Annotated in this window: 14 protein-coding genes; 5 read left to right on the top strand and 9 right to left on the bottom strand. The window is 62.4% G+C overall.

Annotated elements, in window-relative coordinates; translation table 11 throughout:
- Positions 1 to 74 precede the first annotated feature (74 nt).
- Positions 75 to 455 (bottom strand): cupin domain-containing protein, encoded by a 381-nt coding sequence (locus RYH70_RS04005; protein WP_022993815.1) that lies wholly within the window; start codon positions 453 to 455, stop codon positions 75 to 77.
- Positions 456 to 573: 118 nt separating this feature from the next.
- Between RYH70_RS04005 and RYH70_RS04000 the strand changes: the two genes are divergently transcribed.
- The gene (locus RYH70_RS04000) at positions 574 to 1,209 is read left to right on the top strand and encodes a TetR/AcrR family transcriptional regulator (RefSeq protein ID WP_022993816.1); all 636 of its coding nucleotides are present in this window, start codon (positions 574 to 576) and stop codon (positions 1,207 to 1,209) included.
- Here the strand turns inward: RYH70_RS04000 and RYH70_RS03995 are convergent.
- The 7 genes from RYH70_RS03995 to RYH70_RS03965 all read right to left on the bottom strand — a co-directional run bounded on the left by RYH70_RS03995 (position 1,206) and on the right by RYH70_RS03965 (position 9,256).
- Positions 1,206 to 1,865 (bottom strand): glutathione S-transferase family protein, encoded by a 660-nt coding sequence (locus tag RYH70_RS03995; protein ID WP_022993817.1) that lies wholly within the window; start codon positions 1,863 to 1,865, stop codon positions 1,206 to 1,208. The two genes, RYH70_RS04000 and RYH70_RS03995, sit on opposite strands and share 4 nt — an antisense overlap.
- Positions 1,866 to 2,069: 204 nt before the next feature.
- Positions 2,070 to 3,188, bottom strand: a complete 1,119-nt coding sequence (gene ribD, locus RYH70_RS03990; protein ID WP_317009801.1) for a bifunctional diaminohydroxyphosphoribosylaminopyrimidine deaminase/5-amino-6-(5-phosphoribosylamino)uracil reductase RibD — start codon at positions 3,186 to 3,188, stop codon at positions 2,070 to 2,072.
- The gene (nrdR, locus tag RYH70_RS03985) at positions 3,185 to 3,670 is read right to left on the bottom strand and encodes a transcriptional regulator NrdR (RefSeq protein ID WP_022993819.1); all 486 of its coding nucleotides are present in this window, start codon (positions 3,668 to 3,670) and stop codon (positions 3,185 to 3,187) included. Before nrdR ends, ribD begins: the two co-directional genes overlap by 4 nt.
- A gap of 53 nt (positions 3,671 to 3,723) precedes the next feature.
- On the bottom strand, positions 3,724 to 4,083 hold the full coding sequence (locus tag RYH70_RS03980; protein ID WP_116027638.1) for a four helix bundle protein: 360 nt from the start codon (positions 4,081 to 4,083) through the stop codon (positions 3,724 to 3,726).
- Between the two features lie 48 nt (positions 4,084 to 4,131).
- Positions 4,132 to 5,388, bottom strand: coding sequence for a serine hydroxymethyltransferase (gene glyA, locus RYH70_RS03975; RefSeq protein WP_022993821.1), 1,257 nt, complete (start codon positions 5,386 to 5,388; stop codon positions 4,132 to 4,134).
- Between the two features lie 136 nt (positions 5,389 to 5,524).
- Positions 5,525 to 7,579, bottom strand: coding sequence for a TonB-dependent receptor family protein (locus RYH70_RS03970; protein WP_317009800.1), 2,055 nt, complete (start codon positions 7,577 to 7,579; stop codon positions 5,525 to 5,527).
- Between the two features lie 108 nt (positions 7,580 to 7,687).
- Complete coding sequence (locus RYH70_RS03965) at positions 7,688 to 9,256, bottom strand: methyl-accepting chemotaxis protein (RefSeq protein ID WP_035451205.1); 1,569 nt, start codon at positions 9,254 to 9,256, stop codon at positions 7,688 to 7,690.
- 203 nt (positions 9,257 to 9,459) lie between these two features.
- Here RYH70_RS03965 and ettA point away from each other — a divergent pair, with 203 nt between their 5' ends.
- The 4 genes from ettA to RYH70_RS03945 all read left to right on the top strand — a co-directional run bounded on the left by ettA (position 9,460) and on the right by RYH70_RS03945 (position 12,791).
- Complete coding sequence (ettA, locus tag RYH70_RS03960; RefSeq protein ID WP_022993823.1) at positions 9,460 to 11,127, top strand: energy-dependent translational throttle protein EttA; 1,668 nt, start codon at positions 9,460 to 9,462, stop codon at positions 11,125 to 11,127.
- A gap of 53 nt (positions 11,128 to 11,180) precedes the next feature.
- Entirely contained in the window at positions 11,181 to 11,795 is a 615-nt protein-coding gene (locus tag RYH70_RS03955) for an RNA polymerase sigma factor (RefSeq protein ID WP_026949448.1), read from the top strand.
- Positions 11,789 to 12,025 carry an anti-sigma factor family protein gene (locus RYH70_RS03950; protein ID WP_026949447.1) on the top strand — a complete coding sequence of 79 codons (237 nt, stop codon included), beginning with the start codon at positions 11,789 to 11,791 and terminating at the stop codon, positions 12,023 to 12,025. The genes RYH70_RS03955 and RYH70_RS03950 overlap by 7 nt, the downstream gene beginning before the upstream one ends.
- Positions 12,026 to 12,095: 70 nt before the next feature.
- On the top strand, positions 12,096 to 12,791 hold the full coding sequence (locus tag RYH70_RS03945) for an HvfX family Cu-binding RiPP maturation protein (protein WP_080530463.1): 696 nt from the start codon (positions 12,096 to 12,098) through the stop codon (positions 12,789 to 12,791).
- On the opposite strand, the gene RYH70_RS03940 is transcribed toward RYH70_RS03945, so the two are convergent.
- On the bottom strand, positions 12,759 to 13,550 hold the full coding sequence (locus RYH70_RS03940; RefSeq protein WP_022993827.1) for a helix-turn-helix transcriptional regulator: 792 nt from the start codon (positions 13,548 to 13,550) through the stop codon (positions 12,759 to 12,761). The two genes, RYH70_RS03945 and RYH70_RS03940, sit on opposite strands and share 33 nt — an antisense overlap.
- Positions 13,551 to 13,698 lie beyond the last annotated feature (148 nt).

Below are 13,698 nucleotides of genomic sequence, written 5' to 3'. Positions count from 1 at the left end.
TGGGGAGCTTTCCGCGCATGACAAAACGCCGGTCGGGCATGCGGACCGGCGCGGCCATATGAATCAGGAAGGACTTAACCGGCGGGCACCGGCTCCACCCACTCCTCGGTGCCATACCGGGGAGTGACGAACAGCACCTTGATGGAAGGGGTATGCAGAGTGGCCGTGTGCGGCAGGCCACGGGGGATCAACAGCGCATGCCCTGGAGCGAGCTCATGGGCCAGCAAGGCGCCATCCGGCTGCCGCACCCGCATGGTCATACGGCCGTCCAGGATCACCAGCAGCTCATCGCCACGTGGGTGGCGCTCCCAACTGCCATCGGGACGGGTATTGTGAATGGTGATCACCCCGACCATGGACTCCTCGTCGCAGCGATGGTGGCCGAGCAGGGAAAAAGGCTGATCGTCGGGAATGGTGTCCAAGGCTTGTCGCAGATTGACGGCGACGGAGGACATAGCGGGCTCCTTGTTTGCAGTAATGGATGACAGTGGTTCGAAGCATGGCGATGTTGTTGCGCTTCAAAAATTATGCGAGTGTTTCCTCATATTTCCCATTCGCATTCCGGGCACCGCCATGCCGCCCTCACCGATACCCACGGAACCCCGTAAACAGCCGCGTCAGGCCCGTTCCCGCGCCACCGTGGAGGCCTTGCTGGAAGCCACGGCTCAGGTTTTGGTGGCCCACGATTACAAGGGCAGCACCACCGCCCGCATCGCCGAACGGGCGGGCGTCAGCATCGGGTCGCTGTATCAGTACTTTCCCAATCTGGAATCGCTGGTGGCGGCGCTGGTGGATCGCCATGCCCAAGGCCTTCTGAAGGTGATGGACAGGGCTTTGGAGGGCGATGAAGCGGCCAGTCTGGAGGGTGGCCTGCGGGCATTGATTCACGCCGGCCTGGACATGCAACGCCTGGACCCGGCGCTGCACCGGGTGTTGATGGAGCAGCTCCCCAACGTGGACCGCCTGCGCCGGGCGCGGGACACCAGCCGCCGCCTCACCGGCCTGATCGAGGCCTTTTTATGCCGTCACGCCAGTCGGCTGGCTGCCGGGCGCGAGCCGGCGCTGGCCGCCGTGGTGGTGGAAACCAGTCTGGAGGCGGTGGCCCACCGGGCAGTGAGTGATTACCCATCAGCGCCAGAACAACAACGGCTTCAGGACGAGCTGTACGATCTGCTGCTGAATTATTTGACCGGCCCATCCATTGGTTAGTCCCGATCCGGCGCGCCCAAGGGGAACAAAGGCCGATAAGGCCTGGCCTCTTCCACGGCGCGGGCAAACGCCGGCCGCGCCAGCAGGCGCCGCCGGTAGGCGGCCACGCGGGGAAAGCGGCCGTCCATCGGGTGAGTCCAGTCCGCATAGAACAATGACGGCGCGGCGGCGCAATCCGCCAGGGTGAAGGCATCCCCCATGGCCCAGGGGCCTTTTCCCAGGTTGTCTTCCAGCCATTGATAGGCGATATCCAGTTGCTGCCGGGCCAGGGTAACGCCGTAAGGATCCCGGTCACCCGGCGCGCGCAGGGCATCGAACACAATCCGCATCTGCGGTGCGCTCACATAGTTGTCGAAGAACCGGTCCAGGAAACGAACCTCCAGGGCCACATCCGGCGACGCCGGAATCAGTGAAACCGGGCCGGGATAATGGACTTGCAGATATTCGATGATCACCGTCGCCTCCGGCACCGGACGATCCCCCTCCACCAGCAGCGGAAACCGCTTGATGGGCCACAGCTCAGCGAACGCCGCCTGATTAGCTTCATGCTCCGGCGACAACATGCGCAACTCAAAGGGGACATCGTTTTCGTAGAAGGCGATTAGCGCCTTTTGACAGTAGGACGAGAAAGGATGGGCATAAAGGATCAGCGGCATGTTCGGCTCCCGTTCGGGCCACAGTTACCTTGTGGTCGAACGGAAAAGCCGGGATTCGACAACCGCCACGGCTTGCGAAGCGGTCCACCCGGAGAACTCAGGATCACTCGCCCTCAGGGGCGTCCCGGAGCCACTGCAGACCGGGGTACGGTTTCATCCCCCTTGCGGGGAGCTGGGAAGCGAATGCCATGAATCGCTATCACCTCAATATCCTGGCACCAGCGTCAGCCGCAGGTCGTTGCCCAGTTGCCGCACATCGGCCCAGCGCAGGGATACTTTTTCCGCCATGCGTACCAGCGGCAAGGTGAGCAGGCCACGGGCGTCGGTGCCGAGCAGCGCCGGTGCCATGTAGACAATCAATTCGTCGAACAGCGCTTCGCGGACGAAGGCCCCGGCCAGGGTGGCACCGCATTCCACCAGGATTTCGTTGCATTCCCGGCGGCTCAGCTCCGCCAGCAACGCTTTCAGATCCACGCCGGAGCCGGAGCTGGGCAGGTGCATGACTTCGGCGCCGGCCGCTTCCAGGGCACGTTGCCGTTCGGGATGGGCTTCGCCGCCGACGACCAGGCAGGGCCCGGCGGCGGAGACCACGGGGACGTCCACCGGCGTGCGCAGGCGCCGGTCGAGGATCACCCGCAAGGGTTGGCGTACCTGATCGGAGCCGTATTCGCCCAGTCGCCACTGATCCGCGCGTACGGTGTAGGAGGGCCGGTCCGCCAGCACCGTGCCGATGCCGGTGATCACCGCCGAGCTGCGCGCACGCAGCCTCTGCACGTCCTCGCGGGCCTCCGGGCCGGTGATCCACTGGGATTCGCCGCTGGCCATGGCGGTGCGTCCGTCCACACTGGCGGCCACCTTGATCCTCACCCAGGGCCGTTCGCCGCGCATACGGCGGATGAAGCCGGGGTTAAGCGCCCGGGCTTCACTCTCTTGCAGACCCACGTCCACCTGGATGCCGGCGGCGCGCAACGTGCTAAAACCATTACCGGCCACTTGAGGATTCGGGTCCTCCATGGCCGCCACCACCCGGACCACGCCAGCCTCGATCAGAGCATCGGCGCAGGGACCGGTACGGCCGGTGTGGGAGCAAGGTTCCAGAGTGACATAGGCGGTGGCGCCGCGCGCTCCGGCGCCAGCGGCGGCGAGGGCATGACGTTCCGCGTGAGGTTCGCCGGCGCGGGCATGGAAGCCCTCGGCGATGATCCGCCCGCCCTTGGCCAGTACACAGCCCACGCGCGGGTTGGGGTCGGTGGTATAAAGTCCTTGCCGGGCCAGTTGCAGGGCCCGGATCATGCAGTGCTGATCAAAGGCCAGATCGCTCATGCACCGTCCTTGCCGTCCTTTTTATCACCAGCCCGGCTTCGCAACCGATCCACTTCGGCGGCGAATTCGGAAATATCCTGAAAGCTGCGGTAGACCGAGGCGAAGCGCACATAGGCCACGTCGTCCAACTGTTGTAACGCCTCCATGACGAATTCCCCCAGCTCCCGCGCCGGCAATTCCCGCTCACCGGTGGCCCTCAGTTGATGACAAATGCGACTGATGGCGGCTTCCAGATCCTCCACGCTCACCGGACGCTTCTCCAGTGCCCGCTGCATACCGGCACGAAGCTTGTTCTCATCGAACGGCTGACGGGTACCGTCGGACTTGATCACCCGCGGCATCACCAGCTCGGCGGTTTCAAAGGTGGTGAACCGCTCATTGCAGCTCAGACACTCACGGCGACGCCGCACCTGGCCGCCATCGGCCACCAGCCGCGAATCGATCACCTTGGTATCTTGCGCGCCGCAGAAAGGACAGTACATGGGAAGACCAGTTGACAGTTAAAAGTGAACAGTGAATAGAGGAAACAAGCTCATTATCGCTGACTTTTGGCGGTTTTGATAATGGCGATCAAGATCCGTAACAGTTCCTGACAGTCAGCGCGCATGGACAGACCCGCGTCCGGGCCAAAGTAGCCTGCTTCCGACAACAGATCTATCCAGTAGTCCGTTTCATTGGCCTCTTTCAGAGCCATATGCATCTTGTGTATGAAGTCAGCCCGGCTCTCCGCGTACTCGGCCTCCCGAACCAGGGCGCCAATAGCCGTGCCGCTACGCAGCAACTGTTTACTGAGTACGTACTCGCTTTTCCGAGTCCTCAGGTATTGGCAGCTTTTCACCACCCTCAACGCAAAAGCGCGGGATTTCCCCGCGCCACATGCCGGTCCGTCATCCATGACCCCCGTTTTTCGCTGTTAACTGTTCCCTGTTAACTATTCACTTTGTTACCGCTCATAGACCGGCAACCGCGCGCAGATCTCGGCGACCTTCCCGCGCACTTCATCAATGACGCTCTCGTCGCCCATGTTCTCCAGGATGTCGCAGATCCAGCCGGCCAGCTCGGTGGCGTCCTGCTCGTTGAAGCCGCGGCGGGTGATGGAGGGGGAGCCGATGCGCAGGCCAGAGGTGACGAACGGGGAACGCGGGTCGTTGGGAACGGCGTTCTTGTTGACGGTGATGTGGGCGCGGCCGAGGGCGGCGTCGGCATCCTTACCGGTAATGTCCTGCTTGATCAGGCTGAGCAGGAACAGGTGGTTTTCGGTGCCGCTGGAAACCACATCGAAGCCACGGTCGATGAACACCTTGGCCATGGCCTGGGCGTTCTTGACCACGTTCCGCTGGTAGCTCTTGAAGGATTCATCCATGGCTTCCTTGAAGCAGATCGCCTTGGCCGCGATCACGTGCTCCAGAGGACCACCCTGGCCACCGGGGAAGACGGCGGAGTTGATCTTCTTCTGCAGGTCTTCGTTGGCTTTACCCATGATCAGGCCGCCACGAGGACCGCCCAGGGTCTTGTGGGTGGTGGTGGTGGTGATGTCGGCGATGCCCACCGGGCTCGGATAGACGCCGGCGGCGACCAGACCGGCCACGTGGGCCATGTCCACCATCAGCACCGCGCCCACCTCATCGGCGATGGCGCGGAAACGCTGCCAGTCCACCACCTGGGAATAAGCGGAGAAGCCGGCGACGATCATTTTCGGCTTGTGCTCGCGGGCCAGCTCTTCAACCTGGTCGTAGTCGATCAGGCCGGTGTCGTTGTCCAGACCGTACTGGATAGCGTTGTACATCTTGCCGGAGAAGTTCGGCTTGGCACCGTGGGTCAGGTGACCGCCGGCGTCCAGGCTCATGCCCAGCACGGTGTCACCGGGGTTGAGCACCGCCATGTAGACGGCGGCGTTGGCCTGGGAGCCGGAGTGCGGCTGCACGTTAGCCCAGTCCGCGCCGAACAGCTGGCAGGCGCGATCGATGGCCAGTTGCTCCACCACGTCCACGTGCTCGCAGCCACCGTAGTAGCGCTTGCCCGGATAGCCTTCGGCGTACTTGTTGGTGAGTACGGAGCCTTGGGCTTCCATCACCCGCGGAGAGGCGTAGTTCTCGGAGGCGATCAACTCGATGTGCTGCTCCTGGCGCAGACGCTCGGCGTCGATGGCGGCCTGGATTTCCGGGTCGAACTCGGCGATGGACATGGATTTGGGGAACATGGGCTACCCTCTACGGTACGGTCTGGTTGGGGATTCAGGGGCGCGTATTCTAACCAAAACCCCGCCCTTTGGCACTTGAATGGCGCTCATGGGGACTTGAAGGGCGGCCATGAGTGCTCGCCCCTTCTATCGGCCGCTAGAACGACAGACGCATATCCACCATATAAGCCCGTCCCGGGCCGGGCAGACGCCCCACCGGGCTGACATCCACACCACGGAAGTAGTAGGCCTCATCGGTCAGATTGTTGACCGCCAGGCCGATCTCCGCGGCGCGGCCCTGCCCCAGCGGCAGCTGGCGGGCCACCCGGGTGTTGACCAGCGTGTAGGCCGGCAGCTTGCCGGCGGCACCGTTGGCGGTTTCCTTATGGGTGTTGGCGGCGTCGCTGTAGCTGCTGCTGGTATGGGTGGCCGTTAGCGCCGCGTTCCAGAGCTTATGCTGGTAATGCAGGCCGGCACTGAGTTGATGGCGCGGCGCGTTGGGCACGTCATTACCGGCGAAGTCGCCATTGCGCTGCTCGCTGTCCAGCCAGGTGTAACTGCCGCGCACGTCCCAATCCCGCGCCAGCTGCCAACGGCTTTCCAGTTCCACTCCCTGGTGGCGGGTGGCCCCCAGGTTCTCGAACTGAACCTGCTGATTGTTGAACTGGATCTGGTCGTCATAGTCGATGCGGAACAGCGTGACCGCGCTGTACAACGCCGGTGTATTGAAGCGCACGCCAGTCTCGTAGTTCCAGCCCACCTCGTTGCCCACGTCGCCCTCGCGGATCACCTGGGCCACCTGCACCGGCACCAGGCTGCGTTGGGTATTGGCGAACCATTGCCAATGACGGTTCAGTTGATAACTCAGAGTCAGGCCGGGCAGCCATTTTTCCGCCTGGTTGTCGCTGCTGCCATCATTGAGGTTGTCGGCGAAGCGGGTGTTGACCTTCTCGAAACGCACGCCGGGGGTCACCAGCAAACGGCGGTCCATCAGGTAGAACGTATCGCTGACATAGGCGGCCACCGCGTCCGTGTGGAAACGCCAGTCCCGTACCGCGCTGTGGTTGGCGGAGCTCAATTCCTCGCGATTGACGTCGAAGTCCACTTTCTCGCTGACGTAACGGGCGCCCACCGTGAGGCTGTGGTCGTCGAAATGATAGGTCAGTCGTGGCTCGGTACCGGCCACGGTGAAGCTGCGCGGAGAATCCGCCACATGAGTGCTGTCGGCCCCCGGATCGGCCCAATGGCCAGCGCCGGATAGGTCTTGGCCGAACCAGAAGGTACGGTTGGCGCGATGGGCGAAATTGCGCCATTCCACCTGCAGCCGGCTGTCGGGCTGATAGAGATAGGTGAAGGTACCGCGCACCATGTCGGCGTCAAAGCGGTCATAGGGGCGCTGGCTATCGGTATGGTCGTGCCGGTATGCATCGGCTGTCAGCGCACCGGGCAGATCCGCTTCCACCTGATAGTACTGCAGTTGGCTTTTCAGGGTGACCGCATCGGTGGCGAAGAACTGGCCGTCCCAGACCAGGTTATCCACCTTTGTATCGCTGTGATCGCGGAAGCCGTCGCCGCGCAGCGCATTGAGCTGCAATTGCATCGCCAGCCGGTCGGACAGGTAGCCGCCCACCCGATAGTAGCTGTCGCTCAACAAGTTACCGGTTTGCTCCGATATGGTGATTTTCTGGCGGAGGAACTGCCGCGTCTCCAAGGGAATCTCACGGCTATGCAGATTAAGGACACCGCCCACGTTGTTCGGGCCGTAATGCACCGCCGCGCCACCGCGCACCAGATCAGCCTGCTCGAGCATTTCCAGGGTCACCGGAAACAACGACAGGCCGATGTTGGTGTAGGGGCCAATGGCTATAGGATAACCGTCCATTAACACTTGCAGACGCTGGCTGCGCAACGGGTTGAGCCCGCGCACGCCGATGTTCGGCAGGATGCCGGTGCCGGTTTCATCCAGCACCTGAACACCGGGCACCTCGCGCAGGGCGTCCTCCAGATTCAAAGCCCCGTTGTCCTGCAGTTGCTGTTCGGACACGCGGGTACGACCACCCGGATACCGCATCAGTGATCGCCGGTCATTGGCGCCCAGCCAGTCACCACCAACGCGCACCGCCTCCAGCTCATGAGGTTCCTCGGCCACCGCCACCTGGCTACTCGCCAGAACGGCCGCCGCCAAACCAACAGCAGTAAGCCCCTTCTTCATCGTCGCTACCCCAGCACATCGTTCAGGGCGGCGACCTTATTAGAGAACGATTATCAGTATCAACCTTACATTTGTATCGTTCCGTGACGCCCCTCCTCAAGTGGGGCGTCACACGCGCCCCTCACTGAGCCGGAAAGCACCGATCACCGCGCTCAGGGACTCCGCCTGGTCGCGCATCTCGCCTGCGGCGGCGTTGGTTTCCTCGACCATGGAGGCGTTGTGCTGGGTCATGGTGTCCAGTTCCGCCACCGCCGTGTTGACCTGGCCGATGCCCAGGCTCTGTTCCTGAGCGCCGGTACTGATCTCGGCGATCACACCGTTGACCTTTTCGATGGCGGCGAGAATCTCTTCCATGGTGCGGCCCGCCCCTTCCACCTGGGCGGCACCGGAGCGGGTCCAGTTCACCGAGGTGTCGATCAGGTCGCGGATTTCCTTGGAGGCCTCGCCGGAGCGGCTGGCCAGAGTCCGCACCTCCTGGGCCACCACGGCGAAGCCCTTGCCGTGCTCACCGGCACGGGCCGCTTCCACCGAGGCATTCAGCGCCAGAATGTTGGTCTGGAAGGCGATGCCGTCGATCAGGGTGACGATATCGGCGATGCGGGTGGAGGAATCATTGATGCGTGCCATGGTCTGCTCGACTTCACGCATCGCGTTCTGGCCACGGCGGGCCACCTCGACGGTACCACCGACCAATTGCGTTGCCTTGCCGGTGGCGTCCGAGGTGTTGTGAACGGTGTGAGTGATCTGCTCCATGGACGCGGAGGTTTCCTGCAGGTTGGCCGCCGTTTGCTCGGTCCGGGCGGACAGTTCCTGGCTGCCACGGGCGATTTCCTCGGCGGCGGTCTTCACGCTCAAGGCGCTGTCGCGGACTTTCGACAGGGTACCGTCGATGCGCCCGATGAAGGCGTTGAACTGATCCGCCAGTTCACCGATCTCATCACTGCGGCGGCTGTGGATGCGGGCGGTCAGATCGCCGTCCCCTTCGCTGATCTCACGGATACGCCGGGTGATCTGGCGGATCGCCCGGGACATCAGGTGCGGACCGATCAGGGCAATGGCGATCGCCAGCACGCCGATGATCACGGCGAAGACGCTGATCGCCAACTGCTGGAGACGCACCTTCTCCAAGGTTTCTTCCTGCAACGCCTGGATGCGCGCGGCGACATTGTCGCCGGCCTGATCATAGAAGGCGCGCAGGGCGTCGAAGCTGGCCTGGGACGGCCCATCCAACTGCTCCATGGCCTCCCCCACCAACTCGTCATTATAAAGCTGGAACACCTTGGCCGATTCACGCCGCCAGGTTTCATAGAGCTGCCGGTACTCGTCGGCCTTGTCGCCGGTATCCATGTAGCCGTCCATCAGCTCCGCCATGCGCGCGATGCGCTCCTGGGCCTGGACCGCGTTCTCCTCATAGAAAGCCTGATTGGCCTGCGCTTCCGGCGTACCGGGAATGCCACGCAGAAAAGCCATTTCCGCCAGCCGGGCCTGATACAGGTCGCGGTCGGCGTTGACCACCTCGGTGATGGCCGGCGTGAACCGGTCGCCGAACTCCAGCATCCGCTGCTTCACCGAGTTCACTAGCAACACGTTCACTCCCACCACGATCCACAACGCCAATGCCACCCCAATAAAGGCGACCCCATACTTCACATTGATCCGGTTGAGTTTTGCCAGCACGGCCTGCTCCTGAAAGGTCCAACACACCCGCTTCGAAAAGTGGAATCGGGTTTCGTGGCCGTGTTATCGGCGGAGCCCACCGGTTCTTGAGGGTCCGGACACGCACCGGGCTTTCATCCTCCCCCGCCTTCGGTTAGTTTAGGCGCCACACCCCGGCCCCCGCCTAGCGGGGCCTTAACGCACTGTCAGGCAAGCCATTTTCTATGTCTCAATACATCTTCACCCTGGACCGGGTGGGCAAGGTGGTCCCCCCGAAGAAGCAGATCCTGAAGGACATCTCCCTGTCATTCTTCCCCGGCGCCAAGATCGGCGTGCTCGGTCTCAACGGCGCGGGGAAATCCACCCTGCTGAAAATCATGGCCGGGGTGGACAAGGACTTCATCGGCGAAGCCCGCCCGATGGCCGGCATCAATATCGGCTATCTTCCCCAGGAGCCGGAGCTGGATCCGGAAAAGAACGTACGAGAGATCGTTGAAGAGTCACTGTCCGAGATCCGCAACGCCCAAACGCGGCTGGAAGAGGTGTATGCCGCCTACGCGGAAGAAAACGCCGACTTCGACAAGCTGGCCGAGGAGCAGGCACGGCTGGAAGCGATCATCGAAACCGCCGACGCCCACAATCTGGAGCGCAAACTGGACATCGCCGCCGACGCCTTGCGCTTGCCGCCCTGGGACGCCTCGGTGAAAAACCTGTCCGGGGGCGAGAAGCGCCGGGTGGCCCTGTGCCGGCTGCTGATGAGCGCCCCGGATATGCTGTTGCTGGACGAGCCCACCAACCACCTGGATGCCGAATCGGTGGCCTGGCTGGAGCGCTTCCTGCACGAATTCCCCGGCACCGTGGTGGCGGTGACCCACGATCGCTACTTCCTGGACAACTCCTGCGAATGGATCCTGGAACTGGACCGCGGCGAAGGCATCCCCTGGAAAGGCAACTATTCCTCCTGGCTGGAGCAAAAGGAGCAGCGCCTGGAACAGGAAGCCAAGAGCGAATCCGCGCACCGCAAGACGGTGGAAAAAGAACTGGAGTGGGTGCGGCAGAATCCCAAAGGCCGCCGCGCCAAGAACAAGGCCCGGGTGTCCGCCTTCGAGGAACTGGCCAGCCAGGAATTCCAGAAGCGCAATGAAACCCAGGAGCTGTACATCCCACCGGGCGAGCGCCTTGGCGAAAAGGTGTTCGAAGTGAAGGACGTCAGCAAACACTTCGATGACAAGCTGCTCTACGAGAATCTGAACTTCTCGGTGCCACGCGGCGCCATCGTCGGCATTATCGGCCCCAACGGCGCAGGTAAAACCACGCTGTTCCGCATGTTCGCCGGACAGGAGACACCGGACAGCGGCGAGATCGAGATCGGTGACACCGTGGATCTGGCCTACGTGGATCAGAGCCGCGAGGACCTGGACGGCAACAAGACCGTGTGGGAAGAAGTCTCCGACGGTCTGGATATTCTCAGGATCGGCAACTATGAAGTGCCCAGCCGCGCCTACCTGGGCCGCTTCAACTTCAAGGGCGCCGATCAGCAGAAACGGGTGAAGGACCTGTCCGGCGGCGAACGCAACCGTCTGCACCTGGCCAAGTTGCTCAAGCAGGGCGCCAACGTGCTGCTGTTGGACGAACCGACCAACGACCTGGACGTGGAAACCCTGCGGGCCCTTGAGGAAGCGCTGCTGGCGTTCCCTGGTTGCGCCATCGTGATCTCCCACGACCGCTGGTTCCTGGACCGGGTGGCTACCCACATCCTCTCCTTCGAAGGCGATGCCCAGGTGGAGTGGTTCGAGGGCTCCTACACCGAATACGAAGAGTTCAAGCGCAAGCAGCTGGGCGACGATGCCCTGCAACCCAAGCGCATGAAGTACAAACGTATCGAGGTGTGACCATAAGGGCGACCGCCGCGCCGGGCGCCCTTAGCAAGCGGAAACCGCCGCCAATGAGCGAATCGCAACTGGAAACCCCCGACTTTGTCGAGCGCCTGCGTGATGGCGACCGCGCCGCTTTCGCCTTGCTGGTAAAGCACTACCACCCCCGGCTTCTCGGTACCGCCCGCCGCCTGCTGCAACCGGCGGACGCCGAGGAAGCGGTACAGGAAAGCTGGATCGCCGCCCATGGCGCCCTGGCCCGCTTCGAAGGCCGCAGCACCGTGCTCACCTGGCTCACTCGCATCGTCATCAACCAGGCACGCATGCAACTGCGCCGTCAGGGCCGCGAGATCCAGTTCGATCCCACCGAGGACACCGGCGATGCCCTGGCCCATCGCTTTCGTGGCGACGGTCACTGGCAAACGCCGCCGCTCACCTGGACGTTGCACGGCCCGGACGCGCTACTGACCCGGGACGAGCTGAAGCACTGCATGGAAAAGCATATTGATGCCATGCCGGACAATCAGCGGCTGGTATTGGAGTTGCGCGATATCCAGGGCCTGGATTTCGGCGCCATCTGTAACATTCTCGATATCAGCCCATCCAATGTCAGGGTACTGCTGCATCGCGCCCGCACGCGGCTGTTTCAATTGGTGGACCATTTCCAGGAGACCGGCGAATGCTGAAATGCAAAGAGGTGGTACAACGCGCCGACGCTCTGATCGATGGCACGCCGCTGAGCTTTGGCGAACGCCTGGCTCTGCGCACCCATCTTATGATCTGCCGCCATTGCCGCCGCTATGTACGGCAATTGGACGCCCTCACCGAACATCTGCGCCAACAGACTCCGGTGGCGCCATTGGACGATGGCGAGGTGGACGCCATCTTGGCCCGGTTGCCACCCCCGCCTTCCTGACCGGCGCCACCTGTAACATTCACATCGCCACCGCATCCATATCCCATCTTCCCCAAAACAGGATGCCGGTATGTCCCTCCCCGCTCTCGCAGGCTCTCGCGTTCAGGCGCTGCTGGATCGCGCCCGTTCCCTGGACTTTCTGGCGCCGCTGGCGCTGCGGCTGTACCTGGCGCCGGTATTTTTCAGCGCCGGTCTCAACAAGCTGAGCGCTTTCGACGCCACCGTCGCCTGGTTCGGCAACCCGGATTGGGGCCTGGGCCTTCCTTTTCCCTGGCTGCTGGCGTTCATGGCCACCGCCGCCGAATTGATCGGCGGTGTTCTTCTCCTTCTGGGCCTCGCCACCCGCCTTGTCAGCGTGCCCTTGATGGCCACCATGCTGGTCGCCATCTTCGCCGTGCACTGGCCCAATGGCTGGTTCGCCATTGCCCCTTCCAATGCGGAAACCAGCATGGCGCGGCCACTGGCGGCGCTGGGCATCCCCGCCGCCGAGGCAAGCCTTGAAAACAGCGCCGGGGTCGGCGAGCGGCTGGGGCAAGCCCGCCGCCTGTTGCAAGAACATGGGCACTACGACTGGTTAACGGAGAAAGGCTCTTTCGTGGTGCTCAATAACGGCATCGAGTTCGCCGCCACTTACCTGCTCATGTTGATGGTCTTGTTTTTTCATGGCGCGGGCCGCTTCCTGAGCCTGGATTACTGGGTCGCCCGCTTTCTGACGGCAACAGGACAGAAAGACTCAGTTCCGCTGGCCCAGCCAGAGAGCCGTTAGGGCGGCGCGGCTCCTGACATTGAATTTACGGTAGATACTGCCGACATGCTTATGGGTGGTGTCGGCCTTCTGGTCCAGCTTCTCCGCGATCTGCTTTTCCGCCAAGCCAGTCAACAGATGATGCATCACCTTCTTTTCGGTGGGCGTAAGTGGCTGCCGGGCAATCAACAGGCCATGGCCGAGCAGCACCTTTTTGTGAAACCACCCCAGGCTGCGCAACGTCTCCGCGGCCACATCCAGTTCGGCTTTGCCAAACGGTTGCTCACTGCCGACCCGATTGAAGCAGAAATAGACCTCGGTGTCGGTATTGACCGGCGCCGCCACGAAGAGGGTGTCGGTGATGTTGCGGCGTTGATAATAATGCCGATAGTGCGGTCCGTTGAAGAACTCCGCCGAAACGTGGTCCCGCATCAGCGTGGCGCGAAAACACCCGGCCTGGCGCACATGATTACGCGTGCTTTCATCCACCGGGTATTCCCCCGCTTCGAACTTTTCCATGTTGTTCTTCACCACCGACTTGTCGTCGGGCATTTCCTTGTAGAAAAACATGGGGCCAGGCCGCCAGCCCAGCATCGGGTCCTTATCGGCATCCAGATGGCCGAGCAGGAAACAGCTGAGCCAATAGCCATGATCGGCATCAATCAGCTCGCTGATGGATTCCAGCAGGTAACGCAACCCATCCGTTCCCAGTAGCGGCTCGGGAAAATCGGCCAGTCGATCCCAAATACGATGAATGTGCTCGCGAACGGTATTGGACATGAAACGGATTATTGTTGACCCCCAGGGCAGGCTTGCGCCCATTCTACCCATCATCCGCCACGATATACCAAGTCCGGCCCTTGCCCACGTCTCATCTCCTGTTCCTCATTCGATTGCGTTATGGTTCCAGTAAACGCTAATAAGAGGT

Origin of the sequence: Alloalcanivorax xenomutans (assembly GCF_032810065.1) — a bacterium.
In the GTDB taxonomy this organism is placed as follows: domain Bacteria; phylum Pseudomonadota; class Gammaproteobacteria; order Pseudomonadales; family Alcanivoracaceae; genus Alloalcanivorax; species Alloalcanivorax xenomutans.
The sequence above is the reverse complement of the archived record's forward strand: the minus strand, read 5'-3'. Positions and strand labels throughout refer to the sequence as shown.